23 protein-coding genes are annotated in these 23484 nt (G+C 39.1%); 16 read left to right on the forward strand and 7 right to left on the reverse strand.

Going from position 1 to position 23484, the window contains the following annotated elements:
* From K1I67_RS08480 to K1I67_RS08540, 13 genes are all read left to right on the forward strand, one after another.
* A partial coding sequence (locus K1I67_RS08480; RefSeq protein WP_223339593.1) for an LPXTG cell wall anchor domain-containing protein occupies positions 1-612 on the forward strand: 612 nt, incomplete at its 5' end.
* Between the two features lie 74 nt (positions 613-686).
* Positions 687-1646 (forward strand): glycosyltransferase PgfS, encoded by a 960-nt coding sequence (gene pgfS / locus K1I67_RS08485; protein WP_223339594.1) that lies wholly within the window; start codon positions 687-689, stop codon positions 1644-1646.
* 22 nt (positions 1647-1668) lie between these two features.
* On the forward strand, positions 1669-4587 hold the full coding sequence (gene pgfM1 / locus K1I67_RS08490) for a glycosyltransferase PgfM1 (protein ID WP_223339595.1): 2919 nt from the start codon (positions 1669-1671) through the stop codon (positions 4585-4587).
* Between the two features lie 227 nt (positions 4588-4814).
* Positions 4815-5018, forward strand: coding sequence for a helix-turn-helix transcriptional regulator (locus K1I67_RS08495; protein ID WP_000916944.1), 204 nt, complete (start codon positions 4815-4817; stop codon positions 5016-5018).
* The gene (locus K1I67_RS08500; RefSeq protein ID WP_223339596.1) at positions 5018-5221 is read left to right on the forward strand and encodes a hypothetical protein; all 204 of its coding nucleotides are present in this window, start codon (positions 5018-5020) and stop codon (positions 5219-5221) included. The genes K1I67_RS08495 and K1I67_RS08500 overlap by 1 nt, the downstream gene beginning before the upstream one ends.
* A complete protein-coding gene (locus K1I67_RS08505) occupies positions 5218-5568 on the forward strand; it encodes a PspC domain-containing protein (protein ID WP_223339597.1) in 351 nt (116 codons plus the stop codon). The genes K1I67_RS08500 and K1I67_RS08505 overlap by 4 nt, the downstream gene beginning before the upstream one ends.
* Before the next feature lie 14 nt (positions 5569-5582).
* Positions 5583-6284 carry a DUF3169 family protein gene (locus K1I67_RS08510; RefSeq protein WP_223339598.1) on the forward strand — a complete coding sequence of 234 codons (702 nt, stop codon included), beginning with the start codon at positions 5583-5585 and terminating at the stop codon, positions 6282-6284.
* A gap of 10 nt (positions 6285-6294) precedes the next feature.
* Positions 6295-7119: an ABC transporter ATP-binding protein gene (locus tag K1I67_RS08515; RefSeq protein WP_223339599.1), complete on the forward strand. Its 825-nt coding sequence runs from the start codon at positions 6295-6297 to the stop codon at positions 7117-7119.
* Entirely contained in the window at positions 7112-7810 is a 699-nt protein-coding gene (locus K1I67_RS08520; protein WP_223339600.1) for an ABC transporter permease, read from the forward strand. Before K1I67_RS08515 ends, K1I67_RS08520 begins: the two co-directional genes overlap by 8 nt.
* Positions 7811-7819: 9 nt before the next feature.
* A complete protein-coding gene (locus K1I67_RS08525; protein WP_223339601.1) occupies positions 7820-8461 on the forward strand; it encodes a CPBP family intramembrane glutamic endopeptidase in 642 nt (213 codons plus the stop codon).
* 18 nt (positions 8462-8479) lie between these two features.
* A complete protein-coding gene (locus K1I67_RS08530) occupies positions 8480-8695 on the forward strand; it encodes a hypothetical protein (RefSeq protein ID WP_070678314.1) in 216 nt (71 codons plus the stop codon).
* Positions 8696-8832: 137 nt separating this feature from the next.
* Positions 8833-10596 (forward strand): aspartate--tRNA ligase, encoded by a 1764-nt coding sequence (gene aspS, locus K1I67_RS08535; protein WP_223339602.1) that lies wholly within the window; start codon positions 8833-8835, stop codon positions 10594-10596.
* Positions 10574-11515 (forward strand): YitT family protein, encoded by a 942-nt coding sequence (locus K1I67_RS08540; RefSeq protein ID WP_223339603.1) that lies wholly within the window; start codon positions 10574-10576, stop codon positions 11513-11515. Before aspS ends, K1I67_RS08540 begins: the two co-directional genes overlap by 23 nt.
* Positions 11516-11684: 169 nt before the next feature.
* Here K1I67_RS08540 and K1I67_RS08545 read toward each other — a convergent pair whose 3' ends face one another.
* The 5 genes from K1I67_RS08545 to K1I67_RS08565 form a co-directional block, all read right to left on the reverse strand.
* Positions 11685-12671, reverse strand: a complete 987-nt coding sequence (locus tag K1I67_RS08545; RefSeq protein WP_075227909.1) for a LacI family DNA-binding transcriptional regulator — start codon at positions 12669-12671, stop codon at positions 11685-11687.
* Positions 12672-12680: 9 nt separating this feature from the next.
* Positions 12681-13481 carry a DUF1189 domain-containing protein gene (locus K1I67_RS08550; protein WP_223339604.1) on the reverse strand — a complete coding sequence of 267 codons (801 nt, stop codon included), beginning with the start codon at positions 13479-13481 and terminating at the stop codon, positions 12681-12683.
* Between the two features lie 207 nt (positions 13482-13688).
* Positions 13689-14531 (reverse strand): sugar ABC transporter permease, encoded by an 843-nt coding sequence (locus tag K1I67_RS08555; protein WP_006146131.1) that lies wholly within the window; start codon positions 14529-14531, stop codon positions 13689-13691.
* 1 nt (position 14532) lies between these two features.
* Positions 14533-15825 (reverse strand): carbohydrate ABC transporter permease, encoded by a 1293-nt coding sequence (locus tag K1I67_RS08560; protein WP_000414976.1) that lies wholly within the window; start codon positions 15823-15825, stop codon positions 14533-14535.
* Between the two features lie 110 nt (positions 15826-15935).
* Positions 15936-17207 carry an extracellular solute-binding protein gene (locus K1I67_RS08565; protein WP_000104721.1) on the reverse strand — a complete coding sequence of 424 codons (1272 nt, stop codon included), beginning with the start codon at positions 17205-17207 and terminating at the stop codon, positions 15936-15938.
* Between the two features lie 417 nt (positions 17208-17624).
* Here K1I67_RS08565 and malQ point away from each other — a divergent pair, with 417 nt between their 5' ends.
* The 3 genes from malQ to K1I67_RS09985 all read left to right on the forward strand — a co-directional run bounded on the left by malQ (position 17625) and on the right by K1I67_RS09985 (position 22014).
* A complete protein-coding gene (gene malQ / locus K1I67_RS08570; protein WP_000747308.1) occupies positions 17625-19142 on the forward strand; it encodes a 4-alpha-glucanotransferase in 1518 nt (505 codons plus the stop codon).
* A gap of 22 nt (positions 19143-19164) precedes the next feature.
* Positions 19165-21423: a glycogen/starch/alpha-glucan family phosphorylase gene (gene glgP, locus K1I67_RS08575; protein WP_223339605.1), complete on the forward strand. Its 2259-nt coding sequence runs from the start codon at positions 19165-19167 to the stop codon at positions 21421-21423.
* Between the two features lie 384 nt (positions 21424-21807).
* Entirely contained in the window at positions 21808-22014 is a 207-nt protein-coding gene (locus K1I67_RS09985) for a hypothetical protein (protein WP_083301321.1), read from the forward strand.
* Positions 22015-22122: 108 nt separating this feature from the next.
* Here the strand turns inward: K1I67_RS09985 and K1I67_RS08580 are convergent, their stop codons facing one another.
* The gene (locus tag K1I67_RS08580) at positions 22123-22971 is read right to left on the reverse strand and encodes a putative RNA methyltransferase (protein ID WP_223339606.1); all 849 of its coding nucleotides are present in this window, start codon (positions 22969-22971) and stop codon (positions 22123-22125) included.
* A gap of 82 nt (positions 22972-23053) precedes the next feature.
* Positions 23054-23362 carry a YciI family protein gene (locus K1I67_RS08585; protein WP_223339607.1) on the reverse strand — a complete coding sequence of 103 codons (309 nt, stop codon included), beginning with the start codon at positions 23360-23362 and terminating at the stop codon, positions 23054-23056.
* Positions 23363-23484 lie beyond the last annotated feature (122 nt).

Here is a 23484-nt window from a genome sequence, read left to right on the forward strand (position 1 = left end):
GAAGAGCCAAAAACAACTTCAACAACTACAACGACAGAAGAGCCAAAAACAACTTCAACAACTACAACGACAGAAGAGCCAAAAACAACTTCAACAACTACAACGACAGAAGAATCGAAGACAACTTCAACAACAACGACGTCAGAAGAACCGAAGACTACTTCAACGACGACAACGACAGAAGAGCCAAAAACAACTTCAACAACTACAACGAAGGAGCCGACTACCACTTCGACAACTACAACGAAGGAGTCAGGAACACACACTGAACATCCTACGAATCAAGCAGGACCAGTTACTCCGTCAGTAGAAGACCCTAAACATGGTGATAGCACAACTACAACGAAGGAATCAGGAACAGATACTAAACATCCTGCGAATCAAGATGGAACACAAGTAATTCCGTCAGAAGAGACTTCTGCAAAGGGAACAAGTAATTCAACAACAGAAAATACTAATCAACCTGCAACTCAGAAAGGATTAAAAAATACAGAAAAGGGACGTAAACTTCTCCCTCAAACTGGTGAAACAGTTGGAGCAGGTTTAGTCATTGCGGGTATCGTAATCCTATCTGGTACAGTTGTATTGAAACGTAAACATTCTAATAAATAATAGATAAGTATCTTTAGAGAGGAGAGAGCGTGGCTCTCTCCTTTTTGAAAAAGTAAATATAATGGAGCATTTAGATGAAACTTTCAATTCTTATCACACTTTTAAATGAAGAATTAGTTCTAGCCCAAACACATAAAGCTATTTCGGAACAACTCAATAGTATGCTCTCTTCAGAACAACTACCTGAGTATGAAATTCTTTACATCGATGACGGGAGTAGCGATAAGACTCTGGAGCTAATTGATAGCATTGCAAGCGAAAATCCAAACGTGAAGTATATCAGCTTTAGTAGAAATTTTGGACGTGAGAGTGGTATTCTTGCTGGCTTTAAATATGCAACTGGGGATGCTGTTATGGTAATGGATGGAGATTTGCAACATCCACCCTACCTGATTCCCTTATTTGTGGAAGCTTACAAAGAGGGGTACGATATTGTTAGCGGCCAAAGGAGTAGAGAAGGTGAATCTGCAGTAGGTAGTTTCTTTGCTCGTTGTTTTTACGCATTTTCAAATCATTCAATGGATGTTAAGCTTACCGACGGGAAATCCGAGTTACGTTTATTAAGTAAAAGAGCTGTCGATGTATTTATTTCTCTGCCAGAGTATAATCGATTTAATAAGGGACTATATGAATGGATTGGTTTTAAAGAGAAGGTCATTCCTTATAAGAATGAAGTTCGTAAGGCGGGAAAAAGCAAATTTGGCTTTAAAAAGTCTTTGAACTATGCAGTGCAAGGCCTCATTTCTTTTAATGATCGTCCACTTAGGATTTGTATCCAGTTTGGTTTTATTAGTATGGCACTGTCCTTATTCTACATTGTTTATGAGTTTTGTAAATTCATCGTTTCTTCAGATTATACGAGTGGTTATTTCACTACAATAGCAGCGATCATTTTGTTTAGTAGTGTTCAACTTATCTTTATTGGTATCCTTGGAGAATATATTGGGAAAATTTACTATGAAGTGAAGCAACGTCCTCATTTTATTATTGATAAAACCAATATTGCTAGAGCTGAAGAAGATAAGATTGGTTAAAATTACATGGGAGAAATCAATAATGCAAAATTGGTTAATGTACTGGCAAGAATTTAGGAAAAAACATTCTAAAGCACTATTATATATGATGAGTGCTTTGTTACCGATGATGACCATGTTAATTGTTTGGTTTTTCATGGGTAGCTATCCATTTGGGAATAAAAGTTTAATGGCGGTTGATTTTGGTCAACAGTACATTAGTTTTTTTGGTTTATTAAAGAATGCCGTTTTCTCAGGTGATTTAAGTAGCCTAAGCTATTCCTTTACCAAGTCTCTAGGTGGAGACATGATAGGAGTTTTGGGTTATTACTTAATGAGTCCGTTCAATATTTTTTATATTATCCTACCTTTCCAACACTATGGTCTAGCGGTTTTTCTCACTATTTGGCTCAGATATGGAGCAATTGGTTTTTCCTTTGCTCATCTCTTAGTTAAACGCTACAAAGGAGCAGAATCAAAAATCTGGATGGTACCCTTATTTGCGACAGCCTACGCACTTTCAGGAATGTTAGTATCCTACCAAATGAACGTCATTTTTTATGACGCTATGATTATGCTTCCTCTGGTTATTGTCTATCTTGAAAAATTGTTAGATGGAGAAGCACCTTATCCATATGCCTTTGTATTAGGTTTAACAGTTCTCCTCCAATTCTATATGGGCTACATGATTTCAATTTTTGTCGTGTTGTATGCCTGTTATTATGTATCTCCTCGTCTCTCAATTGAAGGCGATTGGAAACAAAAATTAAAGACCTTTATTCACCCATTGTTTAAGGCCTTCATCTACTCTGTGCTCGGAGTGGCAACAGCTTCAATCTTGCTAGTTCCTGTATTTTTCAACTTGCTTGAAAGTAAGGGACAAGTAGGAGATGCAATGCGATTTTCTTTTGCCTTTCAGATTAATCCTTTAGATATATTGTCGAAATTAACTATCGGAGGATTTGACACAACATCAGGCTGGTCAGCTGGTCCTAATTTACCGAACATTTATATCGGAGCACTCGGCTTTATCGGTTTTATCCTATTCTTTTCATCAACTAAAATCTTGAAGGAAAGAAGATGGTCAGCTGGAATCGTTACCCTCATCTTCCTAATTTCTTTTGTTAACGAATTTGTTAGTAAGATTTGGCATATGGGGCAAAATCCTGCAGGCTTCTTCTTCCGCTTTTCATGGCTTTTCTCTTTCTTTATGCTAATTTTAGCTTATCAGGTTCTGAAAGAGAAGATTGAGACTTCCCGCCAGGGGAAACTGATTTCAATTGTGCTTCTAGTACTTTCAGCAATTTATCTTTATACCAAGAAATTTACCTACCTTCCGAAAAAACAACCGGAAAATTTGACCCAGTTTATTTCCAGCAACTATGTCATCTTTTTACTTCTTCTTGTGATTGGAACAGGTGCAGGATTCTACCTTTATTGGGATAGATCCTCCAAAACTCTAAAAGAGAAAAAAATACGCTTGCTGATTGCAACAGTAGTTATTTGTACTTTAGTTGTATTATTGCAAATAGGCTATCTTTTCTCTCAAGTAGTCCTAACCCTAACCGTCTATCTAGCCATTCTTGCTTTATTACGTCCGAGAATGACTCGATTAGCAGTTGTTTTGCTATCAACGCTAACGATATTTGAACTAGGATACAATGCCTACTTATCACAGGTGACCTTGGGTTATGCAGATGTAGATAAATTTGTAGATGCAACGGTATCTGTAAAACGTGTGACTGATAGCATTCAAGAAAATGTCGATCAACCTTTTTATCGAATAGCAACCACTTTTGCATATTCACGGACCGTTCCATCACTTGTGGGTTACCCAGGCTTAAGTACCTTCAGTTCGAGCTTGGAGCGCACGACTATGGACCAATTCGCTTATATGGGTGATTTGGGGATCAATGCTGCGACTGAATACGAAAATGGGACTCCTCTAACAGACGCTCTGTATGGTATCCGCTACTACATGGACATTAAGGATATCGACCAAAAAGAAAAAGATGCTCATCCTGAAAAGATCTACCTCAATCGCTTTGCAAGTCGATATGACATGAATCGTTATTTCACTGAAAAAGTTTATGAAGATGAACGTTACCTAGTTTATAAAAATCCTAATTCATTCCCGATTGCCTTTGGAACAAATGCTTTAGTTAGAAATATAAATTTTGGAACGAATAATGCTGTAAAAAACCAAAATATCATTCTTAACTCCATGGAGGGTGTTCAAAAAGATCAGGAAAATTATTTTGAATACTTTAAACCTCTGGCATATGGGGAAGTCGAAACTGAGAATCTAGTAGCGGAAGATGTAAATAAAGAAAAGGGTACGGCGGTCTATAAACGTGAAGATTCCAGTAAGGAAGCAATTGTCCGCTATCGAATTACTCCTCAAACAGATTTGACTTATTACTTCTTTGTGCCAGCCTCTCTAAATTCGGAAAAAGAATATTCAGTATTGTTAAACGGGAAATGGTTCACTCATTCTAAGAGAAACACGCAACGTCAACTTTGGCAGTTTGCAGATAATGCGGCAGGAAAAGAAAGTATCTTAGAATTTCGCTTTAAAACAGATAAGGTAGATCTTTCCCAAGCAGGAGTTTATCGTGCAGATGTTAATCAAATTCAAAAGGTATTGGAGAATCGAAAAGCTCAAGGTTTACAAGTTGAGAAGTTTTCAAATACCCATATCGTAGGTTCGATTGATATTACTGATGATAGCAAGTTTATGATGACCTCGATTCCATTCGGTGAGGGTTGGAAAGTGAAAGTAGATGGTAAAGATGTACCGACGTCAAAAGCTTGGAATAGTTTCTTATCCTTCCCAATCACTCCTGGAAAGCATAAAATTGAATTTGTCTTTACGCAAAAAGGTAGACTAATCGGTTCAATTATAACAGTAGTTAGTTTAACAACTTTGTATTTTATCCGAAAAAAATATAAAAAGGATTAAAATCCTGCCTAAACAATCTCCCTTGTAGCTTCTTATGGATGAAAATCACAAGAAGTTACAGGGGATTTTTATATGGAAAAAGTCCAGTTAATGAGGTCATAATAAGATTCCTGACTGTTTTCTTTTGCAAAATGACAAAAATGTTAAACTTTTTGACAAATATGCTTGTCAAAAATAAAAAGATGTGTTACAATGAAATCAAGATAAGAACAAAGGAGAAAAAAGACATGCTAAAAAATCGTCTAAAAGAGCTTCGGGCTCGCGATGGCCTGAATCAAACCGAGCTGGCCAAACTAGCTGGCGTGTCCAGGCAAACCATCAGTTTGCTAGAACGGGATGAGTATACCCCATCCATCGTCATTGCCCTGAAGATTGCTCAGATATTCCATGAGCCAGTCGAATCAGTCTTCCGCTTAGAGGAGGATGAGTGATGAACAAGTACAGAGTGATCTATTATGTAGCACTTGTAGCTCTATTGGTGGGCGTGTTTCTAATTATCGGGACAGACTTAGGCTGGTTTAATATGTATCAAGGTGAGCAATCTTTTTGGCTTTACTTTGCCCTCATACCAGTAGTTGAATGGATTGAAAAGAAATCAAAAGGTTTAGAAGTTGTAAAAGGAGAAAAGTTATGAAAGAGTTTTTAGCAGGTTTTCAAGTCGATACTGAGAACAAAGAACTTGCCGGTGTTTGTGCAGGTTTAGGAAATTATTTTAACATTCAAGCCAATATCGTTCGTTTGGTGACAGTCTTGTTGTTTCTATCTTCTACGGAGATTGGGATTATAATAGTAACTCTCTATGCCTATCTAGCAGGTTGGCTTGGGAATGAACCCTTGGGAGATGGAGCAAAAAAAGCTAGAAATCAAGCTATTCTCTTACTTGCTGTTTGTTTGATTTTGGTATCACTTGGAACAGAAGGCTTGACCGCTATCTTCGAATCAGGTAAAGCTTTTGGTCAATGGTTGTCTGGCTTGTTTTAGAAAGAGGTTGAAATATGGAAAAGAAACAAATCATTTTTGCACTGAAGATTTTTCTTGCAAGTGTTTTATTAGGAATATTTGCTGGTTTCCTTGGTGTTAATCCTTTAGGTATCAGTCAAGAGCAAGTAATTGTTGCCTTGTACTCAATTTTTCTTGGTTTAGGTCTGATTACGGCAACCTTAATATTTTATTTCACTAGAAAAAGCCATCAGGCTTATCAAAACTATCAAAGAGAGGAAGAGGATGAAGGAAATGAGCAAGACTACCTTGCTATGTATCGCTTCTTAGATTATGCTACAGTAGCTTGGAATGTTTGCCAAATTAGTATGCTTTCCTACCTACTGATAGATTTGGGAGGTTTAGGCCTATCAGCAGCATTCTTACTTTTGATAGTTTTAGGTATCTGGGCGGGTGCTTACTGTCTAAAAATCACCAGCAAGATTCGTAACTACAAACTTTCTGTTGCGGCGACGCCTAAGGAAGTTTTGGACTACCTTGATACTTATGATGAGGGAGAAAAACAGGCTGAAATGGAAGAAGCTTACTTAATCTTGTTCAAGGTCAATCAGATCCTCATTCCTGGTATCTATGTTGTCCTAGTAGTTTTATCTTTAGTATTAGGTCAAGTACAGTTGGTTGCTCTGCTGGTGGCAGTTGTCATCCATTTGTATACCAATGTTGCACAATTGCGCAAAACAAAACGTTATTTCAAATAAAGGAGTTTCTATGATTCGTGTTGAAAATGTAAGCAAAAGTTTTGGGAGCAAAAAAGCTCTTCATCAGATTTCTTTTGAGATTAAGGAGGGTGAAATCTTTGGTTTTCTTGGACCTTCTGGCTCAGGTAAAACAACTATGATCAATGTCTTAACAGGACAGTTGGCTGCAGATCAAGGTAAAACAGTTTTGTTAGGCAAGAATTCTCAAGATTTAACCTCAAATGATTTGGAACAAATTGGTATTGTTAGTGATGGCAGTGGTTTTTATGAAAAGATGAGTCTTTACAAAAATCTTCTCATCTACGCTAAGTTATATGGTCTCAAGTCAGATAGAGTAAATCAGGTGCTCCAACAGGTTGGATTGGCAGATGCTAAAGATATTATCGCAGAAAAACTATCTACAGGAATGAAACAACGAATGTTCTTGGCTCGTGCCCTTCTTAATGCTCCTAAGATTCTCTTTCTAGATGAGCCAACCAGTGGCTTAGACCCTACAACATCTAAGATGATTCATACCCTACTCCAAGAATTAAAGCAAGCTGGGACAACTATCTTTCTGACCACGCATGATATGAATGAAGCAACTCTGCTTTGTGATCGCCTATCTCTTTTGAATAAAGGTAACTTAATAGAGTATGGAAGTCCGCAAGATATTATCCAGAAGTACCATGTAGATAAGAAAGTACGTGTGGTTTATAAAGATGGACGAGAACAGGTAGTTCCATTTGAAGAATTGCCACATTTAGACACGACAGATTTGATGGTGGTTCACTCTTGTGAGCCGACACTAGAAGAAATCTTTATCAGATTGACAGGAGAAAAGTTAGATGTTTAGAAAATTAAATGCCCTACTATGGTTAAGATTACAAGTTCTTATTAGTAATTCAACTTTGTTAGCGACTCTATTGATGCCTTTTGGTATTGCTGTTTTATTAAATGAATTTTCAAATAAGAATGAACAATTGAGCCTATTTTTACTATCTGCTAGCTTGACGATGGTCTTGAGCATGGGAAGTGGTTATATGGTATCGATTATGATAGCAGAAGATAAGGAAAAACGAAATCTCAAATCACTCATTCTAAGTGGTGTGACAGCAACAGAATATACTTTCAGTATGCTCGTTCTTCCTATTTTGATAATGTTATTTGCTATGATTGTACTTCCCATCTATCTTAAAGTAGATGTATCTGGTTATTTATTTTCTTATGCTATCTATTTGCTCCTAGCAACTATTTGTATTATTTTTCTCAACCTTCTAATCGGTGCAGTATCAGATACTCAATCTAAAGCGCAAGTCTATAGTATCTTTCCTATGTTCATTGTTTCTTTTTTACCTATGATTGCTCTTCAAAATGATACGGTTCAAAAACTGTTGGACTATTCTTTTATCGGTCCTTTGGTAGGTCTATTAAAAGAAGGTGGAGGAGAGTTGTCCCTGGGAAATCTTTGCCTTTTACTGGCATGGGTCCTTGTTCTAGGTCTAGCAAGTCTCTTTGTATTGAAAAATAGTTATAAAGGAAAATAAGAGTCTTTTATGAAAACACTTAAAAACATTGGCTGGTATAGCCTCACTTTCTTATCATTTATTATGGTCTATAGTTTTATTCAGGGCGTAGGTTTAGCGGCCATGATTATGGGAGCGCCTGAATATGTTTTTGTCCCAATTTATGTCTTATTGGCAGCAATTTTCACCTTCGTTACCTACAAGTGGTATAAGACAGGGACTGTTACAATAGAAAAAACAGCCCTTAACAAATACATCTGGTTGCCTGCCTTGGTATGGGTGCTTGTCATTGTTGCAGAAAATTTTTTACCAAGTGATCCGTCATTTAATCAACAGGCTATGGATAAATTAGCTCAAGATCAACCTCTCTTCACCTTCTTCATGGCAGTCGTCTTTGCACCACTTACAGAAGAGTTAACCTTTAGAGGTATGTTAGCTCGCTATGTATTCCCTCAACAGGATAACATCAAGCAGACAGGTCTCTTTCTTCTTGTAAGTACCATCATTTTTGCACTTGTTCATTTCCCTACTACTCCCCAACAATTCCTAGTCTATAGTGGCCTTGGTCTTAGTATGGGGTTGGCTTATATCAACAAGGGTGGTCTGGCTTATAGTATGGGATTGCATGCCTTAAATAATTTAATTTCATTTGTGATGATAATGATGCTATAATAGACTCAGGAGGAAATTATGAAGCGAGTACTATTATTAGCAGTCATTCAGGCTGTATTTCTCTTCTTTGTCATCGGCCTACTTGTCTATTTCATTAAGGGGGATTTCTTTTATAACAATCTAGCCGTTATCTTTGCTCCTATCGCAGGAGTGATACGATTTGCGACGGCTTATGTGACTGAAATTGTCCTACCAAAGAAGACAGAAGAGATTGCTGAAAAGCGTAAAAAATAAAGAAAACCCAAATCCAGCGAATGACTTTGCTGGATTTTTTCATTTATAAGAGGAAACTCTCAACTTTTCTGATGATTTTCATGAAGAGCCTGCGCTTTTATGGTAAAATAGTAACAGAATACAAGAGGAGAGAAAACATGAAACGTAGTATGTATGCTGGTCGTGTTCGTGAGGAGCACATCGGACAAGAAATTACCTTGAAAGGATGGGTTGCCCGTCGTCGTGACTTGGGTGGATTGATCTTTATCGACCTTCGTGACCGTGAAGGGATTATGCAGTTGGTTATCAACCCTGAGAAAGTTTCTGCGGAAGTGATGTCAACAGCTGAAAGCCTTCGTAGTGAATTTGTCATCGAGGTGACTGGTCAAGTTGCTGCACGTGAGCAAGCCAATGATAAGTTGGCGACTGGCTCAGTTGAATTGAATGTAACAGCTCTTACTGTACTTAATACAGCCAAAACAACACCATTTGAAATCAAGGATGGCATTGAAGCAAACGATGATACGCGTCTACGTTACCGTTACCTTGACCTTCGTCGTCCAGAAATGCTAGAAAACCTAAAACTTCGTGCTAAGGTGACCCATTCTATCCGTAACTACTTGGATGAGTTGGAATTTATCGATGTGGAAACACCATTCCTTTCTAAATCAACGCCAGAAGGGGCGCGTGACTATTTGGTACCATCTCGTGTTAATAAGGGCCATTTCTATGCCCTTCCTCAAAGCCCGCAAATCACTAAGCAATTGTTGATGAATGCTGGTTTTGACCGTTACTATCAAATCGTTAAATGTTTCCGTGATGAAGACTTGCGTGGTGACCGCCAGCCTGAGTTTACCCAGGTCGACTTGGAAACTTCATTCCTGACTGAGCAAGAAATCCAAGACATCACAGAAGGCTTGATTGCGCGCGTGATGAAGGAAACAAAAGGGATTGAAGTAACCCTCCCCTTCCCTCGTATGAAGTATGATGATGCTATGGCTCTTTATGGTTCTGACAAGCCTGATACTCGTTTTGAGATGTTACTTCAAGACTTGACAGATCTTGTCAAGGGAGTCGATTTCAAAGTCTTCTCAGAAGCACCTGCCGTTAAAGCCATCGTTGTTAAAGGCGCAGCAGATAACTACTCACGTAAAGACATCGACAAGATGACAGAAGTAGCCAAACAGTATGGTGCTAAAGGTCTTGCTTGGGTCAAGGTGGTTGATGGCGAATTAAACGGTCCAGTTGCAAAATTCTTGACTGGTATCCAAGCAGACTTGACAACAGCGCTTGGTCTTGAAGATAAAGACTTGGTTCTCTTTGTGGCTGATACGCTTGAAGTAGCTAATGCAACACTTGGAGCCCTTCGTGGACGTATTGCTAAAGAATTAGGCTTGATTGATCAGGATAAATTTAACTTCCTTTGGGTTGTTGACTGGCCGATGTTTGAATGGTCTGAAGAAGAAGGACGTTATATGAGCGCCCACCATCCATTTACCCTTCCTCAAGCAGAAACTACTCATGAGCTTGAAGGTGATTTGGCTAAGGTCCGTGCCATTGCCTATGATATCGTCCTAAACGGTTATGAACTTGGTGGCGGTAGTCTTCGTATCAACCAAAAAGAACTTCAAGAACGTATGTTCAAAGCTCTTGGTTTCTCAGCTGAAGAAGCCAATGACCAGTTTGGTTTCCTTTTGGAAGCTATGGACTATGGCTTCCCACCACACGGTGGTTTGGCTATCGGTCTTGACCGTTTTGTCATGTTGCTCGCTGGAGAAGAAAATATTCGCGAAGTCATTGCCTTTCCTAAGAACAATAAGGCAACTGACCCAATGACGCAAGCACCATCAACAGTAGCTCTTAAACAACTAGAGGAACTTAATCTACAAGTAGAACAAGATGAAACAAACGAAACTAACTAAAAAGTGGAATCATTATCTTCGTCGCTTTGCTTATCGGGTGAAGCTTTTACGTGTTTTGCAAAGTATCTCCCGAGAAAAATACGATGAAAAAATTTCAGCTTCTCTGGTATATGGTTTTCTATCAGCAGTAGCTGTCAATTTCTTTTTCCAACCAGGACACGTTTATTCAAGTGGTGCGACAGGTTTGGCCCAGATTATATCTGCTCTAAGTAACCACTGGTTTGGGTTTTATTTCCCAATCTCAGTAGCATTTTATGCCATCAATATTCCTCTCATGATTTTGGCCTGGTACCAAATTGGACATAAGTTTACGATTTTTACCTTTATCACGGTATCCATGAGCTCGCTCTTTATCCAGTTTGTGCCAGTGGTGGTCTTGACAGAGGATCCAATCATCAATGCTCTCTTTGGTGGGGTAGTTATGGGACTTGGAATCGGCTTTGCTTTACGTCATAACATCTCCAGTGGCGGAACAGATATTGTCAGCCTAACCATTCGTAAGAAGACAGGTCGTAACGTCGGAAGTATCTCTTTCTTGGTGAACGGTACCATCATGTTGATTGCAGGAGTGACCTTTGGTTGGAAATATGCCCTTTATTCCATGATTACTATCTTTGTCTCAAGTCGTGTGACAGATGCAGTTTTCACCAAACAAAAACGCATGCAGGCCATGATTGTTACTAGCAATCCAGATGCAGTCATTGAGAAAATCCATCATAAATTGCACCGTGGAGCAACCATGATCCATGATGCTGAAGGAACTTATAACCACGAACGTAAGGCTGTTTTGATTACGGTTATCACTCGCGCAGAGTTCAATGATTTTAAACTGATCATGAAGCAAGTTGATCCAACAGCCTTTGTTTCTGTTTCAGAAAATGTTCATATCCTAGGCCGATTTGTCGAAGTCGAAAACTAATACTCTTCGAAAATCAAATTCAAACCACGTCAACGTCGCCTTGCCGTACTCAAGTACAGCCTGCGGCTAGTTTCCTAGTTTGCTCTTTGATTTTCATTGAGTATAATCAATTATAAAAATAGATTACAAAAAACCAACTCTAAGCAAAAGATGTTAGAGTTGGTTTTTCTTATTTTTCAATGATTTCATGCGCAATGACTTGACGATAGCAGATTTGACGATTTTCTTTGACATCATTGATGATTTGAAGAATAGTCTCAAACGAAGTGCGGCCGAGAGCCAGACTATTAATATTGACATAGGCTGCTAGGTTTAATTTTGGATTTACAGAGTCAAAGCTAAGAACAGGGACATTCAGCTGATGTTCGTTGAGATAGTTACAAACACCTTCAGCTAAGAGACTATCTGTTGTGATAACAGCATCGGTTTTTGGATCGTATTCAAAAAGTTGTTTGCTAAATTTATATCCCTTTTCTTCAAGAAATTCATCAGCGAAAAAGGTACGATGACTATCAAGAGATAGTTTGTGTTCTTGGAGGGCTTGCTCGTAACCTGTTAGACGATCCTGCGTAACGTAGAGTTTCTTGGTACCACCGATGAAAGCAATGCGGCTGCATCCTTTTTTGATGAAGTATTCTGTCGCATCAAAACCAGCTTGAATATTATCATTGTCAACAAGCGAAATGAAGGGTGATAGTGATTTGCCAAGGATGAGGAAGGGAAATTGTTCTTCTGTAACGAGTTTAACCAAGGGGTCATTTTCTTGGGCATACAAGAAGATAAGACCGTCTACACGCTTTCCATAGACCATCTGTGAAATTGCATTTAAGCGCTCTTTTTCGTCTTTTCCAGTTGCAATCTGGATAGCATAGTGATTTTCTGAAGCAATTTGTGCAATCCCTCTAAGGACAGAAGGAAAGAAAGGATTTTGATAGAAAACGTCTGAATCATCTGGAAGAACCAAGCCGATAACCTGCGTATAACTACTAACCAGGCTTCGGGCATTGAGGTTAGGATGGTAGTTGAGTTCCTTCATAGCCTTTCGAACTCGTTTTTTGGTTTCATCGCTAATGGTTGATTTGTTTTGAATAACACGGGTTACGGTTGAGGGTGAGACCCCTGCAGCCTTGGCCACGTCTTTAATCGTAACAGGCATAATAATCTCCTACTTATGGTAGTCTGGATCACGGAAATGCGTTTTGTAAAAGATAGTGACCAGGTATAGAACAAATAAAATATTTTGAACAGTAATCAAAGTTGCCATGTTTTGCCCCAAGAGACCGAGAATCATGGCAAGTAAGGTTGGTAATCCTAAACAGTTCAAAATGAAATGATAGCACTCTTTGAAGCTTTTAAATGAAAAGAGACGCGATTTTTTTGTGAAGTAGAGCAAGAGGCTAGCACCTAAAGCAACAATAAAAAAATTAAGTCCAAAGAGGAAGCTAGAACCAAGCACAAGAAAGAGACTAATATAGACGCGATTCTGTTGATACCAGTCTTTAGAAATGGCTTGTGTTAAGCTTTCCTTGCTTTGTAAGCTCTCAGTCGTTATCGCGTGATAGCGAATGCTGGTCAATTCTTTTCCTTGCTTGCTGATGATGAGTTTCTCAGGTTCAAAGTTCAGAAGTAATTCCTCAGGGAAGTTTGAACTAGAAGGGTCTCCGATTTGGATAGAAGCTTGATGAGGAGATGAACCTGTATAGCTCAACTTACCATCTACAATCTTTGCATTGGTAGCCAAATCCTGAACCACACTATCCGTCAAAGGAGTGTAGACATCATCGATGAAAGTTTCTAAAGGATAAGTTTCCTGAGAACTGTTCTGGATGGCAATAGGGACCATAGACAAACTAATCAGGAAAATACTGGTAAAAATCAGTTGAAACCAGTTGAGACCAAAACGTTGAGATAGGGGCTTACGAAATCCCCAAATACTATTAAAATAAGAAAATGGATATGGTAACATAAATCTCTTTCTATAGGCATTTTTCTATATGAGTATTATATAGAGAAATGTATTTTATTTCAAGCGGGGATAGTAGAATCCTTGGTAAAAGTGAATGTTTGTTATGATTCGTCCACTAACTAACAAGGTAATCTCAGCAAGCTCTTGTTTCTCACCAGACAATCGATGTACAAGGTCAAAAATGAAAAAGGGTGGCGGGGGGGTATATTACCCCTTGTCGCCACCGCTTGTAAGTCCTGAAACGAAGTTCTTTTGCAAGAAGAAGAAAAGTGTACAGATTGGAAGAGCGATGAGGATAGCACCTGCTGAGAAGTAGGCAATCTTCATGTTTTTCACATTGCTAACGAAGGTTTGGAGACCAACGGCAACTGTAAAGTATTCTTTCTCACGAAGCAAGAAACTAGAGAGGATGTAGTCTCCGAAAGGTCCCATGAAGGCCCAGAGTGCTTGAACCGCAACCATTGGGCGAACGAGAGGGAGAACAATTTGCCAGAAGCGACGGAAGTGTCCTGCACCATCAAGTTTTGCAGATTCGTCAAGAGACATTGGCACGGTGTCAAAGTAACCTTTCATGAGCCAAGCATTCATAGGGATACCACCACCGACATAGAGGAAGATGAGGAACCAGCTATGGTTAAGGGCATTTAACATGAGGGCCATAACGAAGAAAGCTGTCAAAGCGGCCATGGTTGGCACCATTTGGATAATCAAGAAGAAGACCAAACTTTGTTTACGAGCCAAGAAGTTGTAACGGCTGTAAGCATAACCAGCAAGTACGATGATACTTGTTTGCACAACCATGGTAATCAAGGCAATAATCAAAGTATTGAGGTACCAAGTACCGTATAAGGTTTCAGTGAAGAGTCCTTTAAAGTTATCAAAATTAAAATCGATGTTGCTGTCTAGTTTAAAGGCTGCCACGTTACCTGCCTTGAAGGCTGACATGATAGTAATCAATAGTGGATAGATAATCACGATTGAGAGACCAATCAGGTAAAGGTAAGTAAGGGTTTGAGTCAGTCTACGTTTGAGTTTAATTGAGTTATTCATCTTAGACGTCCTCCATATCAAATGCGTGTAGTTTCTTGAATGCGATCATAGAGATTGAGATGACAATGATAGAGATAATCAAGGTAACAGCTGCCGCCATTGAGTATTGAGGTGATGTACCTGTTGTCAAGCGGTAGATCCATGAGATCAAGATATCAGTTGAACCAGCTCCCCCTCCGACAGTACCAGGTCCTCCACCATTGAAGAGGTACATGATAGAGAAGTTGTTAAAGTTGAAGGTGTATTGACTGATCAAAGTAGGTGCCGCAACAGCCAAAATCATTGGGAAAGTGATGTTGCGGAATTTTTGCCAAGCGTTTGCACCGTCGATATAAGCTGCTTCATACAAGTCATTTGGAATAGACTGTAGGATACCGAGAGTCAAGACGTAGATATAAGGGAATCCAAGCCAACCTTGCATCATAATCAAGGCAACCTTAGTCCAAGTAGGGTCTGTTTTCCAAGGAATGAGTGCCCCGTCGAGGAATGGAAGAACCTTAGCAAAGAGAGGGATAACTTGGGTATTGATAGCACCAACACTATCGTTGAACATGTTTGAGAATGTCAAGATAGTGATAAAGGCTGGAACTGCCCAAGGAAGAAGGAAAATAACACCAAAGATACGTTTTCCTTTGATAAATGGTTGGTTAGCAATGATAGCTGTGAAGATACCAATCACGATCTGTAAAGTTGAGGCAGATAAAGCCCAAATGATAGTCCAAGAAAGAACAGAACCAAAGGCAGAACGGAAGGTGCTCAAGCTCCAAATGTTTGTAAAGTTGGTCAAACCAACCCAGTCTAACAATTTGTTTGGTGGCAAGTGTTGGAAGTCATAGTTTGTGAAGGCAATCATCAAGGTTACGACAACGGGGAAGATGATTGCAAAGGTCATGGCAATATAAGACGGAATAATCAAGAGATAAGGGAAGCCATTTTCATAGATTCCTTTGATCATATCTTTTAGCGTAAGTGGTACTGGAATTCCATTGTTAATACGTTTTGCGATAGTATGTGCATCTTTAATATTTGAGAAATAAAAGAGTACATAAACGACTACAAAGATTAAATGGAAGGCACCACGAATCAGCATGAAGAGGGAATTATCACGACCTGGCTTGTCACCAAGAGTAATGAGGTTGCTCAATTCAGGGGCTGCAAGTGCTAGGAAATAAAGGACAAATACGATGGTTACACCAAGGAAGATAAAACCTTTTGCCTTTTGTTTGTTGTAAATCTGTCCTAACCCAGGAATGAGAGACAGCAGTGCTGCTTTACTAGGTTGTTGCTTTTCCATAATAACTCCTTTCATAGGATACTGGTTTCTAATTAAAACCTAAACTATATATGTTTTCTATTGATAAATTCAAAGGGGGATTTGAATTCCACCCCCCTTGAACAAATTTTTTATTCACCAAATTTTTGTTTGATTGTTTCTTTGATCAATGTTACAGCATCGTTTGCAGCTGTCTTAGCATCTTTCTTACCACTTACAGCTTCAAATAGCATTGTTTTAGCTGGGTCCCAAACAGCTGACATTTGAGGGATGTTTGGCATTGGTTGAGCATTTTGGAACTGTTTGATAACAGCTGTTGTCAACTCATCGTTTTTACCTTCAGCATATGAACGAGCCTCAGTGTTAGCTGGGATTTCGTTAGTTTTATCGTAGAAGGCTTTTTGTTCTTCAGTTGAAACAAGGAAGTCTACAAATTTTTGAGCAGCTTCAAGGTTCTTAGTACTTGATGGGATGATCCAAGCTTTACCACCACCGAATGTTTCATAGTTTTTACCGTTTGGAAGAGTTGGGATAGTTGCAACACTGTAGTTTACTTTAGCATCTTTGAAGGCCTGAGCTTTCCAAGGACCATCGATGATAGCAGCTGTTTTACCTTCTTGGAATTGAGTTTGGATTAGGTTTGGAGCTCCTTCTGTATCTTGCATACCTTTAGGCCATTTTTCGTACCAAGTTTTAGCGTAGTTGATAGCAGTGATAGCTCCTTCGTTTGCAAGTCCGATATCTTTAGGATCTTTACCGTTTTGGCCGAATACGTAACCGCCGTTACCAGCAAGAAGTCCGTATGCATAGTAGAAGTTTGTCCAGTCAGCAAGGAAGGCAGTTGTTTTACCATCTTCACCAGCGAAGGCATATTTGCTATCTTTAGCAAGTTCTTCTAATTCAGCAAAAGTTTTTGGAGCTTCTTTAATCAAGTCTTTATTATAGTACAAAACAAGTGACTCGATAACAGCAGGAGCACCGTAAACTTTACCGTCAGCAGCTGTTACAAGAGATTTAGTTTTATCATCTGTTTTAGCACCGTCGCTCAATTTCACTTCTGAAAGTTGTCCGTCTTTACCAAGGCTACCTACTCGGTCGTATGGTGCCATCATAACGTCAGCAGCTTTACCAGATTGGTTATCTAGAGAAAGGTTATCGAGACCACCCATTTGGTCTCCTGTTTTGATAGTAACTTTTACTCCAGCTTCTTTTTCGTAAGCTTGTGCAGCTGATTCAGCAAATGCTTTATATTGGTCTTCAACGTATAAAGTAAGTTCTTTACCTTCAGATGAACCAGAATCAGCCGCTTTATCAGCAGTTTTGCTTCCGCAAGCTACCAAAAGCAAGCTAGCAAGAGTAGCAGTACCAAGTACAGCTGCGCTCTTCATGAATTTAGTTGACATAGTGTATTCCTCCTAAAGAATAACAAATTTTAATTTCGAGGAAACGCAAACGTTTTCCCTTATGACCATAGTATAGCACAAACAGAAAACGGTTGCAAGCGTTTTTTTGAAAAAATTTTAAAAGGCTTGTTGCTGGCTAATTCCTAAAATTGTTTGTATAATAGAAGAGAAATAGGAAATCATGCAAATTTCGATTCAAAAATAATTGAAGGGAAACGATTGCATGATTGGGATGCTTAATGAAAGGATTTTAAAAATAAGAATATAGTAACTTAAAAGTTTATCAATAAAAAATAAATCATAAAAGTTTTTTAAAAACGCTTGCATTTCTTTTTGAAATGGGTTATACTTTACTTAGCGCAAACGTTTGCGCACAAATTTGAAACAATTAATTAAAAAAACACTTGAGGTGCTATTATGAAAAAACGTCAAAGTGGTGTGTTGATGCACATCTCATCACTTCCAGGAGCTTACGGAATCGGATCATTTGGTCAAAGCGCCTATGATTTCGTTGACTTCTTGGTTCGTACCAAACAACGTTACTGGCAAATCCTTCCTTTAGGAACAACAAGCTACGGAGATTCTCCTTATCAATCTTTCTCAGCCTTTGCTGGGAACACTCATTTTATCGATCTTGATATTTTGGTAGAGCAGGGCTTGTTAGAAGCAAGTGATCTTGAGGGAGTAGACTTCGGTAGCAACCCAACTGAAGTTGATTACGCTAAGATTTATTACGCACGTCGTCCGCTTCTAGAAAAAGCAGTTAAACGTTTCCTTGAAGTTGGGGATGTCCAAGATTTTGAAAAATTTGCTCAAGAGAACCAATCATGGCTTGAACTTTTTGCAGAGTATATGGCTATCAAAGAGCATTTTGATAATCTCGCTTGGACAGAGTGGCCAGATGCAGATATTCGTGCGCGTAAAGCTTCAGCTCTTGAAAGCTACCGTGAACAATTGGCAGACAAACTTGTTTACCACCGTGTAACCCAATATCTCTTCTTCCAACAATGGTTGAAATTGAAAGCATACGCTAACGAAAACCACATCGAAATTGTGGGGGATATGCCGATCTATGTTGCTGAAGATTCAAGCGATATGTGGGCAAATCCACACCTCTTTAAAACAGATGAAAACGGGAAAGCAACTTGCATCGCAGGATGCCCACCAGATGAGTTTTCTGCGACTGGTCAGCTTTGGGGGAACCCAATCTATGACTGGGAAGCAATGGATAAAGATGGCTACAAATGGTGGATTGAACGCTTGCGTGAAAGCTTCAAAATCTACGATATCGTGCGTATCGACCACTTCCGTGGATTTGAATCTTATTGGGAAATTCCAGCTGGTTCTGAAACAGCAGCACCTGGTAAATGGGTGAAAGGACCTGACTACAAACTCTTTGCAGCGGTTAAAGAAGAACTTGGTGACTTGAACATCATCGCAGAAGACCTTGGATTTATGACTGACGAAGTTATCGAGCTTCGCGAGCGCACTGGATTCCCAGGAATGAAAGTCCTTCAATTTGCTTTCAATCCAGAACACGAAAGTATCGACAGCCCACACTTGGCACCAGCCAACTCAGTTATGTACACTGGAACACACGATAACAACACTGTTCTTGGTTGGTACCGTGATGAGATTGATGATCCAACTCGTGAGTACATGGCTCGTTACACAAACCGTAAAGAGTACGAAACAGTGGTGCATGCTATGCTTCGTACAGCTTTCGCATCAGTAAGTTTCATGACGATTGCTACTATGCAAGATTTGCTAGAGTTGGATGGTTCAGCTCGTATGAACTTCCCATCTACTCTTGGTGGAAACTGGTCATGGCGTATGACAGAGGAACAATTGACTCCTGCTGTCGAAGAAACTTTGCTTGACTTGACTACAATTTATCGCCGTATCAATGAAAATTTGGTAGAATTAAAGAAATAAGACATTATCAGGAGACACAAAAATGTTACCATTAAAAGAATTTGTACAAAATCGTTACAATAAATCTATCGCAGAATGCAGCAACGAAGAGCTTTATCTTGCTCTTCTTAACTACAGCAAACTTGCAAGTAGCCAAAAACCAGTCAACACTGGTAAGAAAAAAGTTTACTATATCTCAGCTGAGTTCTTGATTGGTAAACTCTTGTCAAACAACTTGATTAACCTTGGTCTTTATGACGAAGTTAAAAAAGAACTTGCTGATGCAGGTAAAGAGTTGATCGAAATTGAAGAAGTAGAATTGGAACCATCACTTGGTAACGGTGGTTTGGGACGTTTGGCAGCTTGCTTTATCGACTCAATCGCTACACTTGGTTTGAATGGTGACGGTGTTGGTTTGAACTACCACTTCGGTCTTTTCCAACAAGTCCTTAAAAATAACCAACAAGAAACTATTCCTAACGCTTGGTTGACTGACCAAAACTGGTTGGTTCGCTCAAGCCGTAGCTACCAAGTGCCATTTGCACACTTTACATTGACATCTACTCTTTACGATATCGATGTACCTGGTTACAAAACAGCTACTAAAAACCGTTTGCGTTTGTTCGACTTGGATTCAGTTGATTCTTCAATCATCCAAGATGGTATCAACTTTGACAAGACAGATATCGCTCACAACTTGACTCTTTTCCTTTACCCAGACGATAGCGACAAACAAGGTGAATTGCTCCGTATCTTCCAACAATATTTCATGGTTTCAAACGGTGCACAATTGATCATCGATGAAGCAATCGAAAAAGGAAGCAACTTGCACGACCTTGCTGACTACGCAGTTGTACAAATCAACGATACTCACCCATCAATGGTTATCCCTGAATTGATCCGTCTTTTGACTGAACGTGGTATCGAACTTGATGAAGCAATCTCTATCGTTCGTAGCATGACTGCCTACACAAACCACACAATCCTTGCTGAAGCCCTTGAAAAATGGCCTCTTGAATTCTTGGAAGAAGTGGTTCCTCACTTGGTACCAATCATCAAAGAATTAGATCGCCGTGTTAAAGCAGAATATAAAGACCCAGCTGTTCAAATCATCGATGAGAACGGACGTGTTCACATGGCACACATGGATATCCACTACGGATACAGCGTAAACGGGGTTGCAGCTCTTCACACTGAAATCTTGAAGAACTCAGAGTTGAAAGCTTTCTACGACATCTACCCAGAAAAATTCAACAACAAAACAAACGGTATCACATTCCGTCGTTGGCTCATGCATGCTAACCCAAGCTTGTCTCACTACTTGGATGAGATTCTTGGACGCGAATGGCACCACGAAGCTTCTAAATTGGAAGACCTTCTTTCATACGAAGACAAGGCTGCTGTCAAAGAAAAATTGGAAAGCATCAAAGCTCACAACAAACGTAAATTGGCTCGTCACTTGAAAGAACACCAAGGTGTGGAAATCAATACAAACTCTATCTTTGATATCCAAATCAAACGTCTGCACGAGTACAAACGTCAACAAATGAACGCTTTGTATGTAATCTACAAATATCTTGACATCAAGGCTGGTAACATCCCTGCTCGTCCAATCACAGTATTCTTTGGTGGTAAAGCAGCTCCTGCCTACACAATCGCTCAAGACATCATCCACTTGATCCTTTGCTTGTCAGAAGTCATTGCCAACGATCCAGAAGTAGCACCACACTTGCAAGTGGTTATGGTTGAAAACTACAACGTTACTGCAGCAAGCTTCTTGATCCCAGCATGTGACATCTCAGAACAAATCTCACTTGCTTCTAAAGAAGCTTCAGGTACTGGTAACATGAAATTCATGTTGAACGGAGCTTTGACTCTTGGTACTATGGACGGTGCTAACGTGGAAATCGCTGAGTTGGTTGGCGACGAAAACATCTACATCTTCGGTGAAGATTCAGAAACTGTTATCGACCTTTACGCGAAAGCAGCATACAAGTCAAGTGAATTCTACGCACGTGAAGCTATCAAACCATTGGTTGACTTCATCGTGAGCGACGCGGTTCTTGCGGTTGGTAAGATTGAACGCTTGGAACGTCTTTATAACGAATTGATCAACAAAGACTGGTTCATGACTCTTCTTGACTTGGAAGACTACATCAAAGTGAAAGAGCAAATGCTTGCTGACTACGAAGACCGTGACGCATGGTTGGATAAAGTCATCGTTAACATTTCTAAAGCAGGATTCTTCTCATCTGACCGTACAATCGCTCAGTATAATGAAGATATCTGGCACTTGAACTAATACTCTTCGAAAATCAAATTCAAACCGCGTCAACGTCGCCTTGCCGTACTCAAGTACAGCCTGCGGCTAGTTTCCTAGTTTGCTCTTTGATTTTCATTGAGTATAAGATACGAAATTTTATAGTTATTACACTATCTAGCAAAAAAGCGAGTTTCAATTGAAATTCGCTTTTTTTGAATGTTATGGATTCGAGGTTGACTGGTCTCAAAAGAAAAAATATTTGTCAATAATTTCTAGACTTAAAAATCAGACCTAGAGAACACTAAGAAGGCTGGTTGTATTACCTTTAAACCTCAGGTTCTTCTTAGCTGTTACCTCAAATTTCTTGTATTCGTTTACAAACAGTATTATAATAATATTATAGTAAAGAAAGAAGGTGTTCTTATGTGGAAAAAATATTTTTCAAAATATAAATGGACTGATTTATTTTGGATTCTTCTTGTAATTTGGTCATGCCTTTATGTGGGTAATAGTTCTTCGTTTCCACTGACTCATCAAGAAATCTCTTTTCATGGATGTTGTTATGGGGCGTCACTTGCCTTATATCACTTGCTATTTATTGATAAGTTTGTTATCTCGAATCGAAAATAAATGGAGAGGTCAAAATTTTTTATACTTTTCGAAAAGACAGTGAAAAACCGTGTTTTAAACCCGCATCTCAAGAAGAGGTGCGGGCTTTGTAGTATCTCAAAAATTTATTTATAGTGCTTTTCCGACCAGAATCTCTGCTTCGATGGTAATCTCTGTCAGTTGGCTCCAATCAATCTTGCTTTGGTCAACGTGAAAGAGGAGGGGTGTCATGCTGAGCAAGGCTTGGCGTTGCTCTACGGTGATAGACTTGGTCAGGGAAGCAATCTGACTAGATTGGATGCTGAAGTGTTCTTGGAAGTGTTCCTTAATATCTTGATTAGAATAATCCTTCTTTGTCAGCTGATCCTGTACCCTTTGACGGATTTCCTTGAGGTGGTTTTCAGTTGGAATAACCTTGATTAAGATGCCGTCCTTTGATAATACTCGTCGGAATTCTCCGTAGTTGGCAGGTGAGAAGATATCAAGTAGGATATCCATGCTGGCGTCTTTTATAGGAAGGCGAGCCAGGTCACCAACAAACCAGTTGACTGCCCAGTTGGGTTCGCTTTTAGCAGCGATTTGGACCGAGTCTTTCGAGATATCAAAGGCGTAGAAGGTCTTGTCAGGATGACTTTCTTGTAGTCTACGAGAGTAAAATCCTTCGCCACAGCCGATGTCCAAGACTGTTTTTGCGGATGGTTTAGTGGCTAGTAAGTCGGAGATACCTTCTAAAATAGCCTGATAAAACCCAGCTTCTAGGATTTGCTGGCGATTTTGGAAGTTTTCCTTGTCGTAGTTGGCAGATTGCTTGATTTGAGGTGCCAGATTGACATAGCCGAATTTTGCAAGGTCAAAAGAATGGCGATTATCACACTTGAGACTAGTTTCTACCAAGGTGAGTTTTTTTTGGCAGATAGGGCAGGAAAAGGCAGTCGCAGAAGCAAAACGCTGGAGTTTTGGTTTGAGGTTTGTATTCATAATAGTAGTGTAACAAAAGAGCTTCTATATAGCAAACAATCTGGCGATTTTGAATTACTTTAATTGCACTAGTTTATCAAATTTATTTACTTCCATCGAATTGATTGGTTAGTATATTTTTCAATTCAGGACAATATTTACTTGCCTCAAATTCAATAATATCATATTGGGCAATCTTATTTTTGTAGAATGGGTCTTGCCTAATGATTTCTTGGACAGCTTCGTTATTCTTACCTTGCATAAGGATAATTCCTCCAGTTCTTGGATTTTTTCTACCAGATGCAATAAACAAGCCTTCTGCATAATAATGGTTCAGAAAATTCATGTGTTCTTGTAAATGTTTTTCAACTACCTCAAGTGACTCAATATAGGTAAGGTTTATAATAAACATAAATAACTCCTTTAAAATAAATGATAAAAAGATTATAATACTTTATAAATAAGTTGTGTAGTAGGCACATTTTTGTAAGGAGAAAAAATGTTAACAAATAAAAATTGGAACTGTAGTATGTC

The organism is Streptococcus infantis, from assembly GCF_019929575.1.
Taxonomy (GTDB): domain Bacteria; phylum Bacillota; class Bacilli; order Lactobacillales; family Streptococcaceae; genus Streptococcus; species Streptococcus infantis_L.

What these genes read in the sequence shown, in the direction of transcription:
- pgfS (WP_223339594.1), top strand. Translation starts at nt 687, where the DNA reads ATGAAACTTTCAATTCTTATCACACTTTTAAATGAAGAATTAGTTCTA.
- pgfM1 (WP_223339595.1), top strand. Translation starts at nt 1,669, where the DNA reads ATGCAAAATTGGTTAATGTACTGGCAAGAATTTAGGAAAAAACATTCT.
- K1I67_RS08495 (WP_000916944.1), top strand. Translation starts at nt 4,815, where the DNA reads ATGCTAAAAAATCGTCTAAAAGAGCTTCGGGCTCGCGATGGCCTGAAT.
- K1I67_RS08500 (WP_223339596.1), top strand. Translation starts at nt 5,018, where the DNA reads ATGAACAAGTACAGAGTGATCTATTATGTAGCACTTGTAGCTCTATTG.
- K1I67_RS08505 (WP_223339597.1), top strand. Translation starts at nt 5,218, where the DNA reads ATGAAAGAGTTTTTAGCAGGTTTTCAAGTCGATACTGAGAACAAAGAA.
- K1I67_RS08510 (WP_223339598.1), top strand. Translation starts at nt 5,583, where the DNA reads ATGGAAAAGAAACAAATCATTTTTGCACTGAAGATTTTTCTTGCAAGT.
- K1I67_RS08515 (WP_223339599.1), top strand. Translation starts at nt 6,295, where the DNA reads ATGATTCGTGTTGAAAATGTAAGCAAAAGTTTTGGGAGCAAAAAAGCT.
- K1I67_RS08520 (WP_223339600.1), top strand. Translation starts at nt 7,112, where the DNA reads ATGTTTAGAAAATTAAATGCCCTACTATGGTTAAGATTACAAGTTCTT.
- K1I67_RS08525 (WP_223339601.1), top strand. Translation starts at nt 7,820, where the DNA reads ATGAAAACACTTAAAAACATTGGCTGGTATAGCCTCACTTTCTTATCA.
- K1I67_RS08530 (WP_070678314.1), top strand. Translation starts at nt 8,480, where the DNA reads ATGAAGCGAGTACTATTATTAGCAGTCATTCAGGCTGTATTTCTCTTC.
- aspS (WP_223339602.1), top strand. Translation starts at nt 8,833, where the DNA reads ATGAAACGTAGTATGTATGCTGGTCGTGTTCGTGAGGAGCACATCGGA.
- K1I67_RS08540 (WP_223339603.1), top strand. Translation starts at nt 10,574, where the DNA reads ATGAAACAAACGAAACTAACTAAAAAGTGGAATCATTATCTTCGTCGC.
- K1I67_RS08545 (WP_075227909.1), bottom strand. Translation starts at nt 12,671, where the DNA reads ATGCCTGTTACGATTAAAGACGTGGCCAAGGCTGCAGGGGTCTCACCC.
- K1I67_RS08550 (WP_223339604.1), bottom strand. Translation starts at nt 13,481, where the DNA reads ATGTTACCATATCCATTTTCTTATTTTAATAGTATTTGGGGATTTCGT.
- K1I67_RS08555 (WP_006146131.1), bottom strand. Translation starts at nt 14,531, where the DNA reads ATGAATAACTCAATTAAACTCAAACGTAGACTGACTCAAACCCTTACT.
- K1I67_RS08560 (WP_000414976.1), bottom strand. Translation starts at nt 15,825, where the DNA reads ATGGAAAAGCAACAACCTAGTAAAGCAGCACTGCTGTCTCTCATTCCT.
- K1I67_RS08565 (WP_000104721.1), bottom strand. Translation starts at nt 17,207, where the DNA reads ATGTCAACTAAATTCATGAAGAGCGCAGCTGTACTTGGTACTGCTACT.
- malQ (WP_000747308.1), top strand. Translation starts at nt 17,625, where the DNA reads ATGAAAAAACGTCAAAGTGGTGTGTTGATGCACATCTCATCACTTCCA.
- glgP (WP_223339605.1), top strand. Translation starts at nt 19,165, where the DNA reads ATGTTACCATTAAAAGAATTTGTACAAAATCGTTACAATAAATCTATC.
- K1I67_RS09985 (WP_083301321.1), top strand. Translation starts at nt 21,808, where the DNA reads ATGTGGAAAAAATATTTTTCAAAATATAAATGGACTGATTTATTTTGG.
- K1I67_RS08580 (WP_223339606.1), bottom strand. Translation starts at nt 22,971, where the DNA reads ATGAATACAAACCTCAAACCAAAACTCCAGCGTTTTGCTTCTGCGACT.
- K1I67_RS08585 (WP_223339607.1), bottom strand. Translation starts at nt 23,362, where the DNA reads ATGTTTATTATAAACCTTACCTATATTGAGTCACTTGAGGTAGTTGAA.